This is a genomic window from Pseudomonas sp. H3(2019) (assembly GCF_007713465.1).
Classification (GTDB): Bacteria; Pseudomonadota; Gammaproteobacteria; order Pseudomonadales; family Pseudomonadaceae; genus Aquipseudomonas.
Map to the genome: position 1 here is coordinate 18,381 of NZ_VMSG01000003.1, position 22,447 is coordinate 40,827.

A 22,447-nucleotide genomic window follows, 5' to 3' on the forward strand; every position below is an offset into this window, starting at 1 on the left:
GGAACCGTCCAATACGATTATTTGCTTGGCGGCGTTTCACCCAGCGGCACCACCGCCATGGTCAACCGTGACACACAGCTGGCCTTGCCTTCATCGCTGCTCAAGCGAATATCCCAGACGTGCGTGGTGCGGCCGATGTGGATCGGTTTGGCCACCGCCGTTACCCGGCCGCTACGCAGGCCGCGCAAGTGGTTGGCGTTGATTTCCAGGCCCACGCAATAGAATTTGCTGGTGTCGATGCACAGGAAGCTGGCCATGGAGCCGACGGTTTCGGCCAGTACCACCGAGGCGCCGCCATGCAGTAAACCGTAGGGCTGATGGGTGCGATGGTCGACGACCATGCTGGCGGTCAACGACTCGTCATCAAACGCCTCGAAGCGTATATCCAGCACTTCGCCGATGGTGTTTTTCTGAATCGAGTTCAACTGTTCAATGTTGGGAGCGGTACGCCACAGAGTCATCACTGCATCCTTCGTTGGTTTTATTTCAGGTCAATCCTGCCACAGCACGGCTTCGCTGCGCGCACTCCATTCCACTCCATTCTTCAAACCGCGCGCCATACACGGCCTCGATCACATTGCGCTTGATCTTAAGGTGAGCGGCGCACCGCGCCTGATGGCCGACGTCGGCCCAGGTCAGCGTCTCGACCTGACCACCGCCCATCGGCTGGATCAGAAAACGCTGACGAGGATGGCGAGCTTCACGCTCGTAGAACACTTGCAACGGCAAACGAAAAGCGGCGGACATGCGAGGCGCTCCTTTTTGTTCGATGTGGCGGCAAGCTCCTACAAAAGCGATAGGCCTAGGGGTTCTTGACGCTATTGAGCGTCATGCCCCCGGCCAACGGCAAATCAGCTTCAAGCTCGGCCAGGCTGGCAGTGCTCATTGGCTGCGGCGCGCGCAAATGGCCGTGTTGCAAGTAGCCGATCAAGCTCCCCACCAGCGGGTTATGACTGACCAGCAGGATGTTTTCCGCCGAGTCGAGCTGATCGGCGACGGTCAGTGGATTACTTTCCGGCCTCAGCCATGCCTCGGTGCGGATTTCCGGCTCAAAACCCAGCACCTCACGCACCAGCTGCGCGGTTTGCTGCGCCCGTACATACGGGCTGGCGATGATCGCCTGAATCGGCTGGCCGATCAGTTGCGCGGCACTGCGCAGCACTTCTTCGCGGCCATGTGCAGTCAACTCCCGCTCAGCATCGCTACGGGCGTGAGACTCGGCTTCACCGTGACGCAACACCCAGAGTTTCATAGTTTTGGCTCCTCATCACGGGCCGGATGCGGCGCTGGCTGTACAGCGTGCGGGGCCTCGCCTTCCGGTGCACGCGGGGCTGGCCAATCGGCGAATGGCCAAGGTTTCTGGTCGCTGTGAAAACTGCCGAAGCGACCGATCTGCGCCAGGAACTGGCTGAGGCTGTCACCGAAGTTCATCAGGCCGGCGTTCGGTGCCCCGTAGATCAACCGATAGATGAGTTGCACCAGCACCACGGCGCCGAGGATAAGTTGCGCGACTTGCCAGACCAGCACATACACCAGCATCCACAGCACGCGCAGCAGGATGGATTCGTACCTGGCTGCTACTTTTGGATCGTTCATGTCTCGCTCCCTGCCCCTGTAAATTGAGTTCTCAGTTGAAACCGCTGGTGGAGATGAAATCGACATCGGTTTTCGGCTCGCCGCGCATCAACAGCTCAATAACCTGATTAAGCGTGCGCCCTTCAAACAGGATCGCATGCAAACCGGCGACCAACGGCATATAAACCCCGACGTCCTGGGCCTTGGCCTTGAGTACCTTGAGGGTGTTGACGCCTTCGGCGACTTCACCAAGGCTGGTCACCGCCTCTTCCAGACTCATGCCCTGGCCAAGGGCAAAACCCACCTGATAGTTGCGGCTTTTCGGTGACGAACAGGTAACGATCAGATCGCCCACCCCGGCCAGCCCCAGGAACGTCATCGGGTTGGCCCCCTGATTCACCGCAAAGCGGGTCATTTCCGCCAATGCCCGGGTGATCAGCATGCTCTTGGTGTTTTCGCCCATGCCCAACGCCACCGCCATGCCGGCGATGATCGCGTAGACGTTTTTCAGTGCCCCGCCCAGTTCCACACCATAACGGTCGGCACTGGCGTACACGCGAAAGGTCCGACCGTGCAATGCCGCCTGAACCCGCTGACAGAGCTCTTCATCTTCACTGGCGACCACTGTGGCGGTCAGCGCGTGTTCGGCCACTTCACGGGCCAGGTTTGGCCCGGACAGCACGCCGATGCGCGCTTGTGGGGCGATTTCCTGAAGAATTTCGCTCATCAGCTTGAAGGTCTGGGCCTCGATGCCTTTGGTCAGGCTCACCAGCAACTTGCCGCTCAGGCGCTCGGCATAGGGTGCGAGCACCGAACGCAGGGCGTTGGAAGGCAGTGCGACGAAACACAGGTCGCACTCATTGAGGGTAGCAAGCAAATCGGTGACCGGCTCCACCGCAGGGTGAACCTTGATGCCCTTGAGGTAGCGTGGATTCTCGCGGTTGACCCGAATGGCCTCGGCCTGTTCAGGGTCGCGCATCCACTGCCGGACCTGATGACCGTTCTCGGCCAACAAATTAGCCACGGCGGTACCAAAACTTCCGCCTCCCAGGACCGCAATCGGGCGCTGTTCAGTCATATGCAATCCGTTAATCCATACCAGTGGCAATAGCCGCATTATACGGGTCGGTCCAGCGTCGGCCAGCCCCTCTGTCAATTAGCGGCACTTGTAGGAAGCAGACCTGCAAAACCTGGGAAAATGCCGGCATCGTGACTGGAAAACTCGAACAGCTCGGTTAACATGCGCGGCAATCAACTGCGATCAAGGCTGTACCGTGTCTGCTGGCCCTCCTCACCTTCGCTCCTCGCTGGTTCTGGCGCTGATGCTCAGCGACCCGTTATTGGCTGATGACCTGTTTCTCGACAGCACCGCGCTGCCCCAGGTATTGACCGCCACCCGACTCAAACAGTCGCCGGCCGCCGTCCCCGGGAGCATGACGGTAATCGACAGCGAACTGATCAAGGCCAGCGGCGCCCGCGACATCAGCGAATTGCTGCGGCTGGTGCCGGGGATGATGGTCGGTAACGTCAGCGGCAACCAGGCCGCGGTGAACTATCACGGCACCAACGCCAGCGAAGCACGACGCATGCAAGTGTTGATCGACGGCCGCTCGGTGTACCGCGCCGGTCTGGCGACCGTGGACTGGAGTGACATTCCGGTAGCCATGGAAGACATCGAGCGCATCGAGGTGTTCCGTGGCCCGAACACTGTCAGCTATGGCGCCAACGCGCTGATGGCGGTCGTCAACATCATCACCCGCGCACCGGCCAACAGCCACGGCACGCGGCTGAAAGTCACTCGCGGTGAACGTGGGATAAACGACTGGTACGCCAGCCAGGGCACCGGTTGGGAGACCGGCGACCTGCGCCTGTCGCTGTCCGGCCAGGAAGACCACGGTTTCGACTCGAACCGCCTGGGAGCGGACTACCGCGACAGTCGCCGCTTGAACCGTGTCAACCTGGCCGTCAGCCAGACGCTCAACGAGCAGCAAAGCATCGATTGGCAACTGAATGCCAAAGACGGTACCAACCAACGACCTTATACCTACCGCCCGGTGTTTTCCGGGATTACCTCGGCTGGCGACAACTCTGACGTGATCGCCAAGGATTACGCCGGTTCGTTGCGCTGGAACCTGGAGATCAACCCGGATCACAGCCTCTACGTCCAGGGTTCGGCGCAGTACTGGGATCGTCAGCAGGTCTGGCGCGCCTGCGACGCCGAAGTGTCGTTCAGCCCGCAACTCTCCCAACTCTGGCAGCTCAACCCCAACTACGCCGAGCGCCTGGCGCGGCACATGGAAAGCTATACCGGCACCGGTGCACCGCAGGGCACGCCGGCCGAGCAGGCACTGGCCAACCAGGTGCTCGATCAATGGAAAGGTGGCGCCAAACGCACCGTCTGCGGTGACATCGACCAGAGCGCCCGCGAGTCGCGCTACGACCTTGAACTGCAGGACACCCTGAGTCTCTCCGACAGCCTGCGACTGGTCAGCGGCATGAACTATCGATACGACCGGGCCGACTCCGAAACGTACTTCAATGGCACTATCGACGATTCTATCTGGCGATTGTTCGGCCAACTGGAGTGGCGTGCCAGCGAGCACTGGCTGTTGCAAGGCGGTGCGATGTACGAAAAAACCGAATTGGTCGGCGACTCGCTCACCCCGCGCGTGGCAATCAACTACCTGATCAACCCGCGCCACGGCCTGCGTGCGGTGTATTCGGAAGCCATTCGCTCACCCGACATGTTCGAGAACAACGTCAACTGGAGCTATCAGGTGACCAATCTCAGCCCCGGTGCCTACGGTCAGTCCAGTGCCCGTTACGTCGTCAAGACCCGAGGTCCCGGCAATCTCGCTCAAGAGCACATGCGCTCGCGCGAACTGGGGTATAACGGCTTCTTCGCCGACGTCGGGTTGAACGTCGACGTGAAACTGTTCTACGACGAAATCACTGACATGATCAGCGAGCCGCTGCGCAACAACCAGTACATTGCCAGCAACAGCAATGCCTCGCGCTTCAGCGGCACTGAAACCCAGCTTGACTGGCGAGTCAGCGCCGCCGACCGGCTGCGCCTGACCTACGCCTATGTCGATGCCACGGCCAGTAACCCCCTGGACGAACAATTCAGCGCACGCAACAGTGGTTCCGCCGGTTGGCTGCACGACTGGGGCAATGGCTGGAACAGCGCACTCTTCTACTATGGCGACGACGCACTGAATGGCTACCGCTTCGAACGTGTCGACACACGCATCGCCAAACGCATCGCGCTGGGCAAGGCCAACCTCGAACTGGCCGGCATCCTGCAACAACGCCTCGACAACCAGCCGACCACCTTCGTCGACAACAACTATGACTCGCGCCATGTGCTCTACTTCAGCGCCGAGTTAGAGTTCTGACATGGGCCTCATCCAGACACGTACCCGCGCCCCCCGAAGCCGCCGGCCTTGGGTTTGGGGACTGTTGCTTGTCTGCCTGGGCAGTCTGCCCGTGCGCGCTGCCGACGTGTTGCTGACCGGCGCCGAAGACAGCCCCGGCGTGCAGGCCTTTACCCGCGCCCTGGCCGAGCAGCGCCCTGAAGACACGGTGCGCTTCGCACGCCTTGCCGACCTCCCCGCGCCGTCCCGGCTGCCCGACGCGACCCGACTGATCCTGCTTGACCTGCCGAGCCTCGACTGGCGCCTGCAAGACAGCGAGGGGCCGGCAACGTTGGTGCTGCGCATCAGCCGCCTGCAAGCCAATCAGCGCTTGGGTAATGCCCTGCCCCTGCACCTGAGCCTGCTGTGGAGTGATCCACCGCTAAGCCGCCAGCTTCGCCTGATCCAGGCCCTGTTGCCGCAAGTCCGACAGATTGGCGTGCTGTACGGGATGAACAGCGAATTTCTGCTCAAGGAACTGCACCACGCCGCTCACCGGCTAGGGCTGGAGATCGTCGCCGAACGCTGGGACAACACCAATGACAGCCGGCCTTTGCAGGCGCTGCTGAAGAACAGTGACGTACTGCTGGGACTCGACGACCCTGACGTGTACAACCCCAAAACCGCCAAGAATCTGCTGCTCAGCAGCTATGCCCGACAGCTTGCGTTGATCGGCCCCAACGCGGGGTTCGTCAAGGCCGGCAGCCTGGCCAGCACCTACAGCGATCAGGGCGATTGGCTGGCCATTCTCGATAACTTGCTTGACCGTCCACCGGCCAGTTGGCCGCGCACCCTCTATCCGCAGCGCTTCAAGGTATTAAGTAACCCGCAAGTCGCTCGTTCCTTAGGCATCGAACAGATTGACCCCACGGCTGTTGCAACACAGTTGGCCGAAGGAGAAAACCGCCCATGAACCTGCGCCGCCAGTGGGGCATCAATACCCGCACCCAGATCATCAGCCTCGGCCCGGCGCTGCTGCTGACGTTGCTGCTGATCAGTTTCTTTACCGTCGTGCGAATTCAGGATTTACGCCAGGAGCTCAATCACACCGGCCAACTGATCGCCAATCAACTGGCCCCGGCCACCGAATACGGAGTGATCTCCGGCAACAATGAGGTGCTCGAAAGCCTGATGAAAGCCTCGCTGACAACGCCGCATGTGCGTTTCCTGGAGGTGCAGGACAACGCCAACAAGGTGTTGGTGCACGTCGAGCAGCCCTCGGAAAACCGCCAACGCTCGCAACAGGTCGAAGTGTTTCAGGCACCGGTGCGCTTGCAACGGATCAAGCTCAACGACGATTTCCTGCAGGGGCCACCACCGGCCATCGGCCCTTCCGAAGACTATCTGGGGCGCGTCGTCGTCGGCATGTCCAACGACGCCTTCAGCCAGCGGCAACAGGAGATCCTGCTCAAGGCCGCGATCCTCGCACTGTTCGCCCTGCTCTTTACCTTCCTGCTGGCCCGGCGCCTGGCCGCCAGCCTGTCGGAGCCCATCAGCGCCATGGGCAATGCGGTCAAGGCGATTCAGCAAGGCGACTACAAAACACCGCTGCCGATCGTCGACGATGCCGAACTGGGCGACCTGTCGCGCCACATCAACAACCTCGCCGATGGCCTTGAGCTCGCCAGCCGCGAGCAGCATCAGGCCATGGCACAACTGATCCAGACCCGCGAAGAAGCGGAAAAGGCCAACAGCGCCAAGTCCGACTTCCTGGCGATGATGAGCCATGAATTGCGCACGCCGATGAATGGCGTGCTGGGCATGCTGCAATTGCTTGAAACCACCGACATGACCGAGGAGCAGATCGAGTACGCCGCGCTGGCGTCGGAGTCTACCGAGCACTTGCTCAAGGTCATCAACGACATTCTCGACTTCTCGCGCATCGAACGCTCGGCCCTGGAGCTGGAGCACATCCCGTTCAACCTCGCCGAGCTGATCAACAGCTGCGCCCAGGCTTTCCAGCACAGCGCGGTGCAACGCGGCCTGAGCCTGGAGCTGCAGATTCCGGACGACATGCAGGCCTTGCAGGTACAGGGTGACCCGACCCGGATCCGGCAGATCCTGGTCAACCTGATCGGCAATGCCTTGAAGTTCACCGAGAAAGGCCGGGTAACGATTGAGCCGCAATGGCAATCGCTGGACCACGAACTACTGTGGTTCACCTGCACCGTGCGCGATAGCGGGATTGGCATTTCGGCCGAAAGCCTGGAGCTGATGTTCAACGCCTTCCAGCAAGCCGACAGCTCGATCTCCCGGCGCTACGGCGGCACCGGCCTGGGTCTGCCAATTGCGCGCACGCTGGCCGAGCGGATGGGCGGCACACTGCGTGCTCGGAGCGAGGAAGGCCGAGGCTCGGTATTCACCCTGGAAATTCCGCTGGCGCTGTCCAGGCAGACACTACCGGCCCTGACGTCACGCACACCTCTCGGCGGCGACCACGGCGAGGGGCGCAATGTGCTGTTGGTGGAGGACAATCCGGTGAATCGGACCGTCATCGAAGCAATGCTGCGCAGTCTGGGCTTTACTGTCAGCGTCGCCACCGACGGGGCGCAGGCGGTACGCAGTGCCGAGAGTCTGATTTTCGAGGCGATTTTGATGGATTGCCGGCTGCCTGTCATAGATGGTTACGAAGCCACCCGGCAGATCCGTCAACTGCCCGGCTGCACCGACCTGCCCATCATCGCCCTGACCGCCAACGCGTTGCAGGGTGACCGCGAGACCTGCCTGTCGGCGGGGATGAACGATTATCTGGCCAAACCTTTCAAACGCATTGATCTGCAGCAAATTCTGCAACGTTGGCTACGGTAGTGGAGAGCGGTCGACCATCTGCGACTGGCGTGAAAGGCGAAAGTGCGGCAGTCTTAGGCACCTTGACAGCTCGGAATCGGGCTTGAAAAATAATTTCAGTGCACAAGTGTACATTCATGTCCCTTGTGCTGTGACTTTCACCACAACGCAATAGTCTATGAGTAGGCTGCCAATTCGAAGCATGAATGCTTCGATCGGCCGGGAAGATTTGCCCCACCTGCCGCATGGGATTATTGAGGAGCTCGCATGACCAAACAAAACGCCTTTACCCGGGAAGACCTGCTGCGCTGCAGTCGCGGTGAGCTGTTCGGCCCTGGTAACGCGCAACTGCCCGCCCCGAACATGCTGATGGTGGATCGCATCACTCATATCAGCGAAGAAGGTGGCAAGTACGGCAAAGGTGAATTGGTCGCCGAGCTGGATATCACTCCGGACCTGTGGTTCTTCGCCTGCCACTTCGAAGGTGACCCGGTGATGCCAGGCTGCCTGGGCCTCGACGCCATGTGGCAGCTGGTCGGTTTCTTCCTCGGTTGGCAAGGCCTGCCGGGCCGCGGCCGCGCCCTGGGATCGGGCGAAGTGAAATTCTTTGGCCAGGTTCTGCCGACCGCCAAAAAAGTTACTTATAACATCCAGATCAAACGCGTCCTGAAGGGCAAGCTGAACCTGGCCATCGCCGATGGTTCGGTCAGCGTCGACGGCCGCGAGATCTACACCGCCGAAGGCCTTCGGGTCGGCGTATTCACATCCACTGACAACTTCTAAGGGTTATCCGCATGCGCCGCGTCGTTATCACTGGTCTGGGCATCGTTTCGTGCCTGGGCAATGACAAAGAGACCGTCTCCGCTAACCTGCGTGCAAGCCGCCCTGGCATCCGGTTCAACCCGGAATATGCCGAAATGGGTCTGCGTAGCCAGGTTTCCGGCTCCATTGACCTGCCACTCGAAGAGTTGATCGATCGCAAGATCTATCGCTTCGTCGGCCACGCGGCGGCTTACGCCTACCTGGCCATGAAAGACGCCATCACTGACTCCGGCCTGACCGAAGAGCAGGTTTCCAACCCGCGCACCGGCCTGATCGCCGGTTCCGGTGGCGCATCGACCCTGAACCAGATGGAAGCGCTGGACATCCTGCGCGAAAAAGGCGTCAAGCGCGTCGGCCCATACCGCGTTACGCGGACCATGAGCAGCACGGTTTCCGCTTGCCTGGCCACACCATTCAAGATCAAGGGCCTGAACTACTCCATCGCTTCTGCCTGCGCCACCAGTGCTCACTGCATCGGTACTGCCATGGAACAGATCCAGATGGGCAAGCAGGACATCGTGTTCGCCGGCGGCGGTGAAGAAGAACATTGGAGCCAATCGTTCCTGTTCGACGCCATGGGCGCACTGTCCAGCCAGTACAACGAGACACCGGAAAAAGCTTCCCGTGCCTACGACGCCAAGCGTGACGGTTTTGTCATCGCCGGCGGTGGCGGCATGGTCGTGGTCGAAGAGCTGGAACACGCTCTGGCCCGTGGCGCGAAGATCTACGCGGAAATCGTCGGCTACGGCGCGACCTCCGACGGCTACGACATGGTCGCTCCAAGCGGCGAAGGCGCCATCCGCTGCATGCAGATGGCCATGTCCACCGTCGACACACCGATCGACTACCTGAACACCCACGGCACTTCGACTCCGGTCGGCGACGTCGCGGAAATGAAAGGCGTGCGTGAAGTCTTCGGTGACAAGGCTCCGGCCATCAGCTCCACCAAGAGCCTGTCGGGTCACTCCCTGGGCGCCGCCGGCGTTCACGAAGCGATCTACTGCATGCTGATGATGGAAGGCAACTTCATGGCAGGTTCTGCCAACATCGAAGAACTGGATCCGGAAGTGGCTGATATGCCAATCCTGACCAAGACTCGCGAAGACGCCACCATCAACACCGTGATGAGCAACAGCTTCGGCTTCGGCGGCACCAACGCCACTCTGGTCCTGAAGCGCTGGCAGGGCAAATAACGCCCCGCTGCTTCGCTGCACATGAAAACGCCCCGACTGGTTCGGGGCGTTTTTTTTGGGTGATCGATAAACCAGTGGAACGCCTGCATCGCCAGATGCTCTATAACTGCAAGGTCTATTTCTGACGCACACTCTTTCTTACTGCCCATGAGGTTTGTCATGACCATTACCGTCAATACCGAATCCAGCGAAGGTTTTCGTCACAGCATCCAGATCGACGACCATCAACTCTTCGCCGATGTGCCCAAAACCTCCGGCGGCGAAGGTTCCGCACCAGAGCCCCACGATTACTTCGACGCAGCGCTGGGCGCCTGCAAGGCACTGACCCTCAAGCTCTACGCACAGAAGAAGGAAATCCCGCTGACCGGCGTCACGGTCGAGGTCAAACGCGACAACAGCCAGGAGCAGAAAGGCAAATACGCCCTGCACGTCAAACTGACCCTTAAAGGCGTACTCACCGACGCCCAGCGTGAAGAGCTGCATCGCGTGGCCGACCGCTGCCCGGTGCACAAGCTGATGACCACCAGCGAAGTGACCATCGAGACTCACCTGTCTGAAGGCGCTTTCAGCCAATAGCGGCAAACACAGGCTGTGCGGGTTATGCTCAGCGGCATCACTCGTACAGCCTGGAATGCACCATGATCAGTCCGCTCGTGATCCGCCCACGCACCGAAGATGTCGAAGGCCAACCGATCCTGCGCCCGCTACCGTCGGCCCAATGCCGCAGTGTCGGGCCTTTCGTGTTTTTCGATCACATGCTTGAAACCCGCTACCCGGCTGGCAAGGGCATGAACATCCGCCAGCATCCGCACATCGGTCTGTCCACCCTCACCTACCTGTTCGCAGGCGAGCTCCAGCACAAGGACAGCCTGGGCTCTGACCAGATCGTGAAACCGGGCGACGTCAGCTGGATGACCGCAGGCAGTGCGATTGCACACGTGGAGCGCACACCGAAAGCGCTGTGGGATACCGATTTCAAGATGCATGGCCTGCAAATCTGGCTGGCCTCCCCCAAAGCGCACGAACAAGGCCCCGGCCATTACAGCCATCACCCGGCCGCCAGCCTGCCGGTCAGCGATAACCTCGGGGTGAAGATCAGGATGATTGCCGGCAAAGGCTTTTGCCTGGAGTCACCGGTGCCGGTGCTTTCCCCTACGTTGTACGCAGAGCTTGAGCTGAAAACGGCGACGACCTTGCTGATCCCCGTCGAGCATGAAGAACGTGCCCTTTATGTGCTGGACGGTGATGCCCAACTCAATGGCGAGCCGATTGAACCGCACTCGCTGGTGGTGCTGCCTGCCGGGGAAGAAATGGACCTGTTCGCCGAAAGCGATTGCCACGCCATGCTGTTTGGCGGCGCGCCCATGGACGGACCGCGACGGATCAACTGGAACTTCGTTGCCAGCGATCCAGCGGTGATCGATGAGGCCCGCCGGCGCTGGGCGGCCAGGGACTGGCCGACTGTGCCGGGCGAGAGTGAGCGGATCGAACTCCCAACAAAACCAGCTGCACCGACACCTCTGTAACTGATCGTTCCCACGGCATGCATTCCCACGCCGGAGCGTGGGAACGATCACTGGGGCGTTAGCCGTTGAACACTTCATCCAGCAAGTTGTGCATTGACACAAAGGCCCGCTTGGCGGTCTTGGCGTCGTACATCATCATGCCCGGCACATTGGCGTGCGGATCGGTAAAGGAATGCACCGCGCCGCCGTAGCTGAGCAATTGCCAATCCACGCCCGCAGCATTCATTTCAGCTTCGAAGGCCGGCAGCTGCTCTTTTGCAACCAATGGATCGGATGCACCGTGCAGCACCAGCACCGAGCCTTTGATATTTTTCGCATCGGCGGGATTCGGTGTGTCCAACGTGCCATGGAACGACACCGCGGCCTTCAGTGGCGCACCGGTACGGGCCAGTTCCAGAGCGCAGCAACCGCCGAAGCAGAAACCGAACGTCGCCAGCTTCGAGGTATCGACTGCAGCCTCGCCCTGGCTCTGCAAGGCAGCGAATGCCGCCTGCATACGCGTGCGCAACAACGCACGATCATTCTTCAGCGGCATCATCGCCGCGCCCGCCTCGTCGCCATTCTGTGGACGAATCGCCTGCCCATACAGGTCGGCAATCAACACCACATAACCTTTGGCGGCGACCTCCTGGGCAATCTTCTCGGCCCCGGCGCTGACACCCATCCAGTTCGGCGCCATCAGCAAGCCCGGACGCGGGCCTGTGTGGCCGGCGTCGAACGCCAGACGACCTTCGTAAGACTGACCATCAATCTGATAGACCACGGAACGCACAGTAACTTGACTCATGACTCACTCCCGTAAAGAAACGCCAGAATGAAAAAACCCGCCGAAGCGGGTTTTTCTTTTACGCGGTTAAACCGACAGTTCAACCAACAGCTTGTTCAGACGGCGCACATAGGCGGCCGGGTCTTTCAAGCTGTCGCCGGCAGCCAGGGCCGCCTGATCGAAGAGGATGTGCGACAAGTCGCCAAAACGCTCTTCGCTCTGCTCACCGTCGAGTTTTTCGATCAGCGGGTGAGCCGGGTTGAATTCGAAGATCGGCTTGGAATCCGGAACCTTCTGACCGCTGGCTTCGAGGATCTGACGCATTTGCAGGCCAAGGTCCTGCTCACCGATGGCCAGAATCGCCGGGGAATCGGTCAGACGGTGGGAAACCCGTACTTCGCTGACGGTTTCACCCAGAGCAGTCTTGATCCGCTCAACCAGGCCTTCCTTGCTCTTGGCGACTTCTTCTGCGGCTTTCTTGTCCTCTTCCGAGTCCAGGTTGCCCAGGTCCAGGTCACCGCGTGCCACGTCGACAAAGCTCTTGCCGTCGAAATCGCTGAGATAGCTCATCAGCCACTCGTCGATACGGTCGGTCAGCAGCAGCACTTCGATGCCTTTCTTGTGGAAGACTTCCAGGTGCGGGCTGTTCTTGACCTGCGCGTAGGTTTCGCCGGTCAGGTAGTAGATCTTGTCCTGACCTTCTTTGGCGCGAGCCAGGTATTCGGCCAGCGAGACCACTTGCTCGCCCTCTTCACCCTGGGTGGAGGCGAAACGCAGCAGACCAGCGATTTTCTCTTTGTTGGCGAAATCTTCAGCCGGGCCTTCTTTCATGACCTGACCGAAGTTTTTCCAGAAGCCCTTGTATTGCTCAGGCTCGTTCTTCGCCAGTTTTTCCAGCATATCCAGAACGCGCTTGGTCAACGCCGACTTCATCGAGTCGATGATCGGGTCTTTCTGCAGGATTTCACGCGAGACATTCAGCGACAGGTCGTTGGAATCGACCACGCCTTTGATGAAGCGCAGGTACAGCGGCAGGAACGACTCAGCCTGGTCCATGACGAACACACGCTGCACGTACAGTTTCAGACCGCGCGGTGCTTCACGCTGATACAGGTCGAACGGAGCACGGGCCGGCACGTAAAGCAGCGAGTTGTACTCCAGCTTGCCTTCGACCTTGTTGTGGCTCCAGCTCAGCGGGTTCTCGAAATCGTGAGCGATGTGTTTGTAGAACTCCTGGTATTCCTCGTCCTTGACTTCGGTACGCGGACGAGTCCATAGAGCGCTGGCGCGGTTGACGGTTTCCCATTCAACGGCTGGTTTCTCTTCGTCTTCGGCGGCTGTCACTTCTTTCGGCAGCTCGATCGGCAAAGCGATGTGATCGGAGTACTTCTTGATGATGTTGCGCAGACGCCAGCCATCGGCGAACTCGTCTTCAGCGGACTTCAGGTGCAGGACGATGCGCGTACCGCGGTCTTCCTTGTCGATGGTGGCGACGTCGAATTCGCCCTCGCCTTTGGACGACCAGTGCACGCCTTCGCTGGCAGCGAGGCCGGCACGGCGGCTGAACACGTCGACTTTATCGGCAACGATGAACGCGGAGTAGAAACCTACGCCGAACTGACCGATCAGGTGCGAGTCTTTCTTCTGATCGCCGGACAGGTGTTTCATGAAATCGGCAGTGCCGGATTTGGCGATGGTGCCCAGGTGGGTCACGACATCGTCACGGCTCATGCCGATACCGTTGTCTTCGAGGGTGACGGTTTTCGCGTCCTTGTCGAAGCTCACACGGATTTTCAGTTCGGCGCCACCTTCCAGCAATTCAGGCTTGGAAAGAGCTTCGAAACGTAATTTGTCGACAGCGTCAGAGGCGTTGGAGATCAGTTCGCGAAGGAAAATTTCCTTGTTGGAATACAGCGAATGGATCATCAGGTGCAGCAGTTGCTTCACCTCGGTCTGGAAGCCCAGGGTTTCCTTTTGAGTTTCCACGCTCATGGTCATCAAACTCCGATTGGATGGCAGTGGCCGCACCCTGAAGGGGTAACGGCGGGATGTCATCAGAGTTGGGGGCTATGCCGAGGATTTCAAGGGCTTGGCGTTTCTTCAATTTTGAAATGCGCACGCGCCGTGGCAATCGGCTCGGCTTGAGTGCTCTGCCACGCGGTTATCGCGACGTTGGCGACCCGTCGTCCCTGACGGCACACCTGGCATTTGGCATAGGTGTCACGAAACTGCCCGGCGCGCAGGTAGTCGAGGGAGAAGTCGATAATCTTCGGCACGCCCGGGGAACCGGTGAAGATCAGCAAATGCAGGGCTGCCGCCAGTTCCATAAAGCCTGCAATCACCCCGCCATGAATCGCCGGCAGCAAAGGGTTGCCAATATTGTCCTTGTTCGCCGGCAAACGAAAAAGCAGCTCATCGCCCAGACGCGAGCACTCGACGCCAATCAGCTTGGCGTAGGGGATCAGATGCAGCAGCGAGGCGTAATCCCCACGCTCGTGAGCCTGCTGCAGTTGCTCTTTGAAATTATCAGTCATTTCGTCCCCCCACTGATGACACCACCAAAACCTTTGGTGCCTTTGACACCTTTGCCCATGCGCATGAAGGTCCCGACGACATGGGCGATCGGCTTTTGCGGATCCTCCTGGTAAGCAAATCCACGTGTGAAGATCACATCAGTCGTCACCCGATAGCACTGGGCAAAACCATGCACCTCTTTATGCGGCTCGGCCGGATGCATGTAGTCGATACGCAGATCCAGGGTCGGGCAAACCTCGAACTCCGGCAAAACGCAGAGCGTGGCCATGCCGCACGCGGTGTCCATCAGCGAGGTAATGGCACCGCCATGAATCACACCGGTTTGCGGATTACCGACGATCTGCGGGCTGTACGGCAACGTGATTGTCAGCCCGTCATTACTTGCGCTGTGCACACGCAACCCGAGCACCTGGCAATGCCTCAGCGCCGATAAAAACCGTATCGCACGCTCGTAAATAGGGGTGTCGATCATTCGATAAAAGCTCTTTTTAGTGGTGTTGCATAGCAGCATAGGGACTAAGAAAAAGTTCCCTCCAAGATAAATCTTATATATCTGTAGGAAACATGGAACTTAACCTGTGGTACTGCGTTCGAAAGGGCAAGTAGATACTTTCCACCAGGAGAAACACCCCATGCGTAAGACTTTAGCTATTGCCTTGATGTTGACCGCTTCCCTCGGCATCGCTGCCTGCGGTAAAAAACCCGAGGACAAAGCTCAAGAAGCCACCCAACCGGCTGCACAAGCCCAGCAAAAAATGAGTGAATCTCAGGATAAAGTGAACGACGCTGCGAAAGAAGCCGCCGATGCTGCCAAAGCTCAGGTCGATACGAGCAAAGCAGCCACTGAAGAAGCCGCGCCTAAAACCAACTAATCCGGTTTTAGCGCAGCAAAAATAAAGCCCGCCAAGTGCGGGCTTTATTGTGTTCGTCACTAAAATGTTAGAGCAACACCGTGCGAAAGGTCGGACTAATCATCAGCAGCAACGAACAGACTAAGCCGACAAACCACACCAGGCTTCGTTGCCAGGCCAGGTCTGCCCAGTAGCACAGCAAGTAGATCACTCGGGCAATCACAAAGATGATTGCCAACCCATCAACCAGCCACCCCGCCGTTTGCGTGGTGTGCGCCATCAACACCCCGACCGCAAACAACAGGAAGGCCTCGAAACTGTTCTGATGCGCGGCCAGTGCGCGAGCGCCGAAGCCTGTGAGCTGTACTTGTTGCGCGCGCGGCAGGTGATTGTTGTAACCACCCTGCTCTTTCATGGCCTTGGCCACCGGTATGCGGGCGATGAAAATCAGCAAGGCACTGATAAACACGCACCAGAACGGGACACTCATCAGGCCACCTCTTTGATCACCTCAGGCAATGGCGCCTCTGTAGGGGTATAGACCATTACGTCGAGCACGTCGGAGTGAAACTCCCGGCGATACAACACCAGCACCACCCCCGCGCTCATCAGCATGAACAGCCACGGGCTGACGAACCAGGCGAGCATGGTCATGCCGAAGTAATAAGAACGCAGGCCGAAGTTGAACTGGTTGGCCGCCATCGAGATCACCCGCGCAGCGCGCGAAGCGAAAGCCTTGCGCTCCTGCTCGGACACGTGGCGCTCACCGATCATCGGCGCCGAACCAATCAGGATCGCCGCGAAGTTGTATTGACGCATGCACCAACTGAAGGTGAAGAAGGCGTAGACGAACACCAGCGCCAGGCACAGCAGCTTGATCTCCGACATGCCCTGGGAAGCCTGTTGAACCATCGGAATGTCCGCCAGCAACGACAGCGCCCGCTCGGAGGAGCCCAGCACCGTGAGAATACCGGCAAGGATGATCAAGGTGCTCGAGGCGAAGAACGAGGCATTACGCTCCAGGTTGCCCACCACACTGGCGTCAGCGATACGGTTGTCGCGCAGCAGCATGCGGCGCATCCAGTCTTCGCGGTAAAGATGCAGCACACTGGCCAGGCACGCGGTGTCGCGGCCCTTCCAGATAGCGTAACGGGTATAACCCCCCCAGCAGATAACAAACCAGAGCGCGGCAAGAATGTGGATCAGGTTGGTGTGGATGAACGACATGCGTATCCCTGTTAGGCGTTGACAAGGTTGAAACCTGTAGGAGCAAGGCTTGCCCGCGATGAGGGCATAACATCCGACGGATGTTGTCGACTGACACACTGCCATCGCGGGCAAGCTTTGCTCCTACAGGTAGTGCTTCGACGTTAGCGCAAAGAAAAAGACACCGCCGCTCGCCCATAAAAAATGCCCCGTATCGATAGATACGGGGCATTTCTGTTGTTGCTCAAGGCCTGTTTGTGACGGACCTTGAAGCGTTAAGCCAAAGCTTCGCTGCGCTTGCCCAGCAAACGGTCGCAGGCAAATGCAACCACCAGGGTAAAGACGCACGGCACCAGCCACGCCAGACCTTGTTCGGCCAGCGGCAAGTGTGCCAATTGAGTCGGCATCCAGTCCGCCAGACCCGCGCCCTTGAGCGCGTCGATCATGCCGAACAGGAACGACACCAGCATCACCGGGCCAACGATGCGACCTTGCTCCAGCCAGAAATCCTTGCAGAAGCTCAGCGCCACCAAGACGATGCAAGGCGGGTAAATCGCGGTCAGTACCGGGATCGAGAACGCGATCAGCTTGGTCAGGCCCAGGTTGGACACCAGCAGCGAGAACGCCGCCAGGATGATCACCAGTGTCTTGTAGGACAGTGGCAGCAAGCGACTGAAGTATTCGGCACACGCACAGGTCAGACCGACTGCCGTCACCAGGCAGGCCAGGGAAATCAGCACCGCGAGGAAGCCGCTGCCCAGGGAACCGAAGGTGTGTTGCACATACGCGTGCAATACCGCTGCGCCATTGGTAGCGCCGACGGCCACTTCATGGCTGCCCGAACCCAGGCGGAACAGGCTCACGTACACCAGCGCCAGACCAACGCCGGCAATCAGCCCGGCGATGATCGCGTAACGCGTGATCAGGGCTGGAGACTCGACGCCGCGAGAACGAATGGCGTTAACGATCACGATACCGAACACCAGTGCGCCGAGGGTATCCATGGTCAGGTAGCCATTGATGAACCCTTGGGAGAACGGTGCCGCGACGTACTCAGGCGTTGCAGTACCAATGTCGCCCGCCGGCAAGGCGAACGCGGCAATACCGAGTACGGCCAGCGCGATGATCTTCAGTGGCGCGAGGAAGCGGCCCACGGTGTCCAGCAGACGGCCCGGGTACAGCGAGATGAAGAACACCAACAGGAAGTAAACCGAGCTGTAGAGCAGCAGCGCCAGCGGGCTTTCGCCGGTCAGCGGCGCCAGGCCCACTTCGAAGGACACGGTCGCGGTCCGCGGGGTGGCGAACAGCGGGCCCACCGCGAGGTAGCACGCAGCCGCCAGCACGCCACCGGCGATTTTGCCGATCGGGCTGCTCAAGGTGTCCATGGCGCCACCGACTTTGGCCAGCGCGACAACGGTGATCACCGGCAGACCGACGGCGGTGATCAGAAAGCCGAGTGCCGCCATCCAGACATTAGGCCCGGACTGCAAACCGACGATAGGCGGGAAGATGATGTTGCCAGCCCCGACGAACAGGGCAAACGTCATGAAGCCGAGTGCCAGGATGTCCTGGCCTTTCAACACTTTCATTAAGGAAATACCACACTACTGAATCGGAATTTAGAGAGGGATTTCCCTTATGGGTGAGGGAAATGCTGTCGGTCCGTATAGGACTGACCCGTTTAGCGCGCAGCGTCCTTGTGGGCAGCAAACGCAAAATGGCGGCTAGCGTAACTAATTTGTCTGACAAACGCACTATTACAGGGCGAACTATCCGATACACGACATTCTCATGTCGTGTTTCCATATCTAAATTTCCCGCCCGAACAGATCGTTCCCATGCTCTGCGTGGGAATGCCGCCATGGACGCTCTGCGTCTGCTCTTGGTGTGACGCGGAGCGTCACGGGATGCATTCCCACGCGGAGCGTGGGAACGATCACCCCGGAAACGACAAAGGCCACCCGAAGGTGGCCTTTGTTTGGTGGAGCGTCAGCTAAGCGCGAGGCTTACTTGACAGCCCAGCCAGTCAGCTCGGCCAGGGCCTTGCCGATGTCTGCCAGAGAACGCACGGTTTTAACGCCTGCGTCTTGCAGAGCAGCGAATTTCTCGTCTGCAGTGCCTTTGCCGCCAGAGATGATTGCGCCAGCATGGCCCATGCGCTTGCCCGCAGGAGCAGTCACACCAGCGATGTAGGAAACAACCGGCTTGGTCACGTGTGCCTTGATGTAGGCAGCCGCTTCTTCTTCAGCCGAACCGCCGATCTCACCGATCATTACGATCGCTTCGGTCTTCGGGTCTTCCTGGAACAGTTTCAGGATGTCGATGAAGTTCGAACCCGGGATCGGGTCACCACCGATGCCGACGCAAGTCGACTGACCGAAACCGGCGTCAGTAGTCTGCTTCACAGCTTCGTAGGTCAGGGTGCCGGAACGCGAAACGATACCGACCTTGCCTGGCAAGTGAATGTGACCTGGCATGATACCGATCTTGCATTCGCCTGGAGTGATCACGCCTGGGCAGTTAGGGCCGATCAGGATCACGCCCAGTTCGTCGCACTTGACCTTGGCATCCAGCATGTCCAGGGTAGGAATGCCTTCAGTGATGCAAACGATCAGCTTGATGCCGCCGAATGCTGCTTCCAGGATCGAGTCCTTGCAGAAAGGGGCTGGAACGTAGATCACGCTGGCGGTGGCGCCAGTGGCTGCTACAGCGTCTTTCACAGTGTTGAACACGGGCAGACCCAGGTGCTCGGTGCCGCCTTTGCCTGGAGTTACGCCGCCAACCATCTTGGTGCCGTATTCGATGGCTTGCTGGGTGTGGAAACTACCTTGCGAACCGGTAATACCCTGGCAGATAACTTTGGTGTCTTTATTGATCAGGACGCTCATTATTTGCCCTCCGCAGCTTTAACGACTTGTTGAGCAGCGTCGGTCAGGCTGGTAGCAGCGATGATGTTCAAACCGCTTTCTGCCAGTACTTTAGCGCCCAGCTCAGCGTTGTTGCCTTCAAGGCGAACAACAACCGGGATTTTCACGCCGACTTCTTTCACAGCGCCGATGATGCCTTCGGCAATCATGTCGCAGCGAACGATGCCGCCGAAGATGTTGACCAATACTGCAGCGACGTTAGTGTCGGACAGGATGATCTTGAACGCTTCGGTAACGCGTTCTTTGGTAGCACCGCCGCCCACGTCGAGGAAGTTGGCTGGTTTGCCGCCATGCAGGTTGACGATGTCCATGGTACCCATGGCCAGGCCAGCACCGTTGACCATGCAACCGATGTTGCCTTCCAGCGCTACGTAGTTCAGTTCGAACTTGGCAGCGTGCGCTTCGCGCGGATCGTCTTGCGACGGATCGTGGAAAGTCTTCAGCTTAGGCTGACGGTACATGGCGTTGGCGTCGATGTTGATCTTCGCGTCCAGGCAGTGCAGATCGCCGTCAGCCTTGATCACCAGCGGGTTCACTTCCAGCAGCGCCAGGTCGTGATCCTTGAACAGCTTGGCCAGACCTACGAAGATCTTGGCGAACTGAGCAACTTGCTTGCCTTCCAGACCCAGCTGGAATGCCAGCTCGCGACCCTGGAATGGCTGAGCGCCAACCAGTGGATCGATAGTGGCCTTGAGGATTTTCTCAGGGGTGTCGTGAGCGATTTTCTCGATGTCCACGCCACCTTCGGTGGAAGCCATGAACACGATGCGACGGCTCGAACGGTCAACGACAGCGCCCAGGTACAGCTCTTTAGCGATATCAGTGCACGATTCAACCAGGATTTTGGTGACTGGCTGACCATTGGCATCAGTCTGGTAAGTCACCAGACGCTTGCCCAACCACTGTTGAGCGAATGCTTTAGCGTCTTCTTTGCTGCGAACCAGCTTGACGCCGCCCGCTTTACCGCGACCACCGGCGTGAACCTGGGCTTTGACAACCCACTCGCTGCCGCCGATTTTGTCGCAAGCTTCTGCTGCTGCTTCCGGGGTGTCTACCGCGTAACCGGTCGATACTGGCAGGCCGTACTCAGCGAACAGCTGCTTACCCTGATACTCGTGAAGATTCATGCTTATTACCGTCTTCGTTAGGTACTGCGCATTCGGTGCTGCACTCATTCAAGTGCCGCACCACCTGTGACTGCTGCTTGCGTAGCCTTTCCGGATACCCGGTACAGCTACGCAAGACTGCGTCCAGCGGATATTCCGCGGTGAGTCTTGCAGGCAAGGCTCACGACGGGCCATTCCGCCGTGGTTTCTTATTGTCTTAACGCTTCTTGCGGTTGGCGATGTGAATGGCACCGCCATTCACTGCCAAAGCTGCTTCGTGCAAGGCTTCGGACAGGGTCGGATGGGAGAAAACCATCATGCCCAGGTCTTCGGCGCTAGTGCCGAATTCCATGCCGATTGCGCCCTGCTGGACCAGTTCTGCTGCGCTCGGGCCAATCACGTGGACGCCCAATACGCGGTCAGTCTTGGCGTCGGCGATAACTTTGACGAAACCACCGGTATCGTTGGCTGCCATGGCACGGCCAGAGGCTGCGAACGGGAAAGTGCCGACGTTAACTTCAACGCCTTCAGCTTTCAAGGCCTGCTCGGTTTTACCAACCCATGCAATTTCCGGGTGAGTATAAATAACCGAAGGGATCAGGTCATAGTTCATCTGGGCTTTGTGGCCCTTGATGCGCTCGACAACCATGATGCCCTCTTCCGAGGCCTTGTGTGCCAGCATCATGCCGCGAACCACGTCACCGATGGCGTAAACGCCCGGTACGGTGGTGGCGCAGTGATCGTCAACGTGCACGAAACCGCGCTCGTCGAGGGTCACGCCGCAATCGGCGGACAGCAGATCAGTGGTCACTGGACGGCGACCAACGGCTACGATCAGCTTGTCAAAAGTGATGTTCTGTTCGCCGTTGGCATCGGTGTAGTTCACAACGACTTCGTTGCCGTTCACTTTGGAACCGGTAACGCGAGCGCCCAGCTTGATGTCCAGACCCTGTTTGGTCAGGGTTTTCAGCGCTTCCTTGGAAACAGCAGTGTCAGCCGCCATCAGGAAGGTGTCCAGCGCTTCAAGAACGGTAACTTCTGCGCCCAGACGGGACCAGACCGAACCCAACTCCAGACCAATCACGCCAGCGCCGATTACGCCCAGACGCTTGGGTACGGACTGGAATTCCAGAGCGCCGGTCGAATCGACGATCACGTTCTGGTCAACCGGAGCCGGTGGAATGTCGATCGGACGCGAACCTGGAGCCAGGATCACGTTCTCGGCTTCGATGATTTCGACGCTGCCGTCAGGCTTGGTCAGTTCGACTTTCTTGCCGGCCAGCAGTTTGCCGTGGCCTTGCAGGGAGGTCACGCCATTGGCTTTGAACAGGGTGGCAACGCCAGAGGTCAGGCCTTTGACGATGTTGGCCTTGCGGCCGACCATTGCTGGCACGTCCATGGTCACGCCAGCGTGGTTGATACCGTGGATCGCGAAGCCGTCTTGAGCTTCGTGAAACTTCCAGGAGCTGTCCAGCAGCGCCTTGGACGGAATGCAGCCGACGTTCAGGCAAGTACCGCCGAGGGCCAGCTTGCCCTCCTTGTCGGTGTATTTCTCGATGCAGGCAGTCGAAAGGCCAAGTTGCGCCGCTTTAATGGCAGCTACGTAGCCGCCAGGGCCGGCGCCAATCACTACCACGTCGAATTTCTGAGTCATGTGTCATTCCTTCTCGAATCAAACCGGACGATCCCGTTCAGGGGACCGTCGTGGGACGAAGCTGGTCATTACAGATGGGCCGC

General features: G+C 59.1%; 22 protein-coding genes and 1 pseudogene. 8 read left to right on the forward strand and 15 right to left on the reverse strand.

The genetic code is table 11. From position 1 onward, the window contains the following. Positions 1–17: 17 nt before the first annotated feature. The 5 genes and pseudogenes from FPT12_RS04200 to FPT12_RS04220 form a co-directional block, all read right to left on the reverse strand. A complete protein-coding gene (locus FPT12_RS04200; protein WP_145014789.1) occupies positions 18–461 on the reverse strand; it encodes a hotdog fold thioesterase in 444 nt (147 codons plus the stop codon). 133 nt (positions 462–594) lie between these two features. After that, positions 595–747 (reverse strand): annotated as a pseudogene (locus FPT12_RS28280) (hypothetical protein); the annotation flags it as partial. Positions 748–802: 55 nt separating this feature from the next. Then, on the reverse strand, positions 803–1,252 hold the full coding sequence (sixA, locus tag FPT12_RS04210) for a phosphohistidine phosphatase SixA (RefSeq protein WP_145014791.1): 450 nt from the start codon (positions 1,250–1,252) through the stop codon (positions 803–805). After that, positions 1,249–1,596, reverse strand: coding sequence for a DUF4389 domain-containing protein (locus tag FPT12_RS04215; protein ID WP_145014792.1), 348 nt, complete (start codon positions 1,594–1,596; stop codon positions 1,249–1,251). The genes sixA and FPT12_RS04215 overlap by 4 nt, the downstream gene beginning before the upstream one ends. A 31-nt stretch (positions 1,597–1,627) precedes the next feature. Then, positions 1,628–2,653 (reverse strand): NAD(P)H-dependent glycerol-3-phosphate dehydrogenase, encoded by a 1,026-nt coding sequence (locus FPT12_RS04220; RefSeq protein WP_145014793.1) that lies wholly within the window; start codon positions 2,651–2,653, stop codon positions 1,628–1,630. 196 nt (positions 2,654–2,849) lie between these two features. On the opposite strand from FPT12_RS04220, the gene FPT12_RS04225 reads away from it, so the two are divergent. The 7 genes from FPT12_RS04225 (at position 2,850) to FPT12_RS04255 (ending at position 11,319) form a co-directional block, all read left to right on the forward strand. After that, entirely contained in the window at positions 2,850–4,973 is a 2,124-nt protein-coding gene (locus FPT12_RS04225; protein WP_145014794.1) for a TonB-dependent siderophore receptor, read from the forward strand. 1 nt (position 4,974) lies between these two features. Next, positions 4,975–5,904, forward strand: coding sequence for an ABC transporter substrate-binding protein (locus FPT12_RS04230; protein ID WP_145014795.1), 930 nt, complete (start codon positions 4,975–4,977; stop codon positions 5,902–5,904). Next, positions 5,901–7,799, forward strand: coding sequence for an ATP-binding protein (locus FPT12_RS04235; RefSeq protein WP_145014796.1), 1,899 nt, complete (start codon positions 5,901–5,903; stop codon positions 7,797–7,799). Before FPT12_RS04230 ends, FPT12_RS04235 begins: the two co-directional genes overlap by 4 nt. A gap of 246 nt (positions 7,800–8,045) precedes the next feature. Then, positions 8,046–8,561: a 3-hydroxyacyl-[acyl-carrier-protein] dehydratase FabA gene (gene fabA, locus FPT12_RS04240; RefSeq protein WP_010211704.1), complete on the forward strand. Its 516-nt coding sequence runs from the start codon at positions 8,046–8,048 to the stop codon at positions 8,559–8,561. 11 nt (positions 8,562–8,572) lie between these two features. Next, positions 8,573–9,793, forward strand: coding sequence for a beta-ketoacyl-ACP synthase I (fabB, locus tag FPT12_RS04245; protein ID WP_145014797.1), 1,221 nt, complete (start codon positions 8,573–8,575; stop codon positions 9,791–9,793). Positions 9,794–9,952: 159 nt separating this feature from the next. Then, a complete protein-coding gene (locus FPT12_RS04250) occupies positions 9,953–10,369 on the forward strand; it encodes an OsmC family protein (RefSeq protein WP_145014798.1) in 417 nt (138 codons plus the stop codon). Between the two features lie 62 nt (positions 10,370–10,431). Continuing rightward, positions 10,432–11,319, forward strand: coding sequence for a pirin family protein (locus FPT12_RS04255; protein WP_145014799.1), 888 nt, complete (start codon positions 10,432–10,434; stop codon positions 11,317–11,319). A 58-nt stretch (positions 11,320–11,377) separates the two neighbouring features. Here the strand turns inward: FPT12_RS04255 and FPT12_RS04260 are convergent, their stop codons facing one another. From FPT12_RS04260 to FPT12_RS04275, 4 genes are all read right to left on the reverse strand, one after another. Then, the gene (locus FPT12_RS04260) at positions 11,378–12,106 is read right to left on the reverse strand and encodes a dienelactone hydrolase family protein (protein WP_145014800.1); all 729 of its coding nucleotides are present in this window, start codon (positions 12,104–12,106) and stop codon (positions 11,378–11,380) included. A 66-nt stretch (positions 12,107–12,172) separates the two neighbouring features. After that, positions 12,173–14,077, reverse strand: coding sequence for a molecular chaperone HtpG (gene htpG, locus FPT12_RS04265; RefSeq protein ID WP_145014801.1), 1,905 nt, complete (start codon positions 14,075–14,077; stop codon positions 12,173–12,175). An 89-nt stretch (positions 14,078–14,166) separates the two neighbouring features. After that, positions 14,167–14,619 (reverse strand): PaaI family thioesterase, encoded by a 453-nt coding sequence (locus FPT12_RS04270; protein WP_145014802.1) that lies wholly within the window; start codon positions 14,617–14,619, stop codon positions 14,167–14,169. Further along, entirely contained in the window at positions 14,616–15,092 is a 477-nt protein-coding gene (locus FPT12_RS04275) for a PaaI family thioesterase (RefSeq protein WP_145014803.1), read from the reverse strand. The genes FPT12_RS04270 and FPT12_RS04275 overlap by 4 nt, the downstream gene beginning before the upstream one ends. Positions 15,093–15,252: 160 nt before the next feature. Between FPT12_RS04275 and FPT12_RS04280 the strand changes: the two genes are divergently transcribed. Further along, positions 15,253–15,492, forward strand: coding sequence for a hypothetical protein (locus FPT12_RS04280; protein ID WP_145015001.1), 240 nt, complete (start codon positions 15,253–15,255; stop codon positions 15,490–15,492). Between the two features lie 67 nt (positions 15,493–15,559). Here FPT12_RS04280 and FPT12_RS04285 read toward each other — a convergent pair whose 3' ends face one another. The 6 genes from FPT12_RS04285 to lpdA form a co-directional block, all read right to left on the reverse strand. Continuing rightward, the gene (locus FPT12_RS04285) at positions 15,560–15,961 is read right to left on the reverse strand and encodes an MAPEG family protein (protein ID WP_145014804.1); all 402 of its coding nucleotides are present in this window, start codon (positions 15,959–15,961) and stop codon (positions 15,560–15,562) included. Continuing rightward, entirely contained in the window at positions 15,961–16,698 is a 738-nt protein-coding gene (locus FPT12_RS04290) for a DUF599 domain-containing protein (RefSeq protein ID WP_145014805.1), read from the reverse strand. The genes FPT12_RS04285 and FPT12_RS04290 overlap by 1 nt, the downstream gene beginning before the upstream one ends. 254 nt (positions 16,699–16,952) lie before the next feature. After that, positions 16,953–18,266, reverse strand: a complete 1,314-nt coding sequence (gene brnQ / locus FPT12_RS04295) for a branched-chain amino acid transport system II carrier protein (RefSeq protein ID WP_145014806.1) — start codon at positions 18,264–18,266, stop codon at positions 16,953–16,955. Between the two features lie 417 nt (positions 18,267–18,683). Further along, positions 18,684–19,565, reverse strand: coding sequence for a succinate--CoA ligase subunit alpha (gene sucD, locus FPT12_RS04300; RefSeq protein ID WP_019692317.1), 882 nt, complete (start codon positions 19,563–19,565; stop codon positions 18,684–18,686). Beyond that, complete coding sequence (gene sucC / locus FPT12_RS04305) at positions 19,565–20,731, reverse strand: ADP-forming succinate--CoA ligase subunit beta (RefSeq protein WP_007919879.1); 1,167 nt, start codon at positions 20,729–20,731, stop codon at positions 19,565–19,567. The genes sucD and sucC overlap by 1 nt, the downstream gene beginning before the upstream one ends. 196 nt (positions 20,732–20,927) lie before the next feature. Further along, positions 20,928–22,364 (reverse strand): dihydrolipoyl dehydrogenase, encoded by a 1,437-nt coding sequence (lpdA, locus tag FPT12_RS04310; RefSeq protein WP_145014807.1) that lies wholly within the window; start codon positions 22,362–22,364, stop codon positions 20,928–20,930. Positions 22,365–22,447 lie beyond the last annotated feature (83 nt).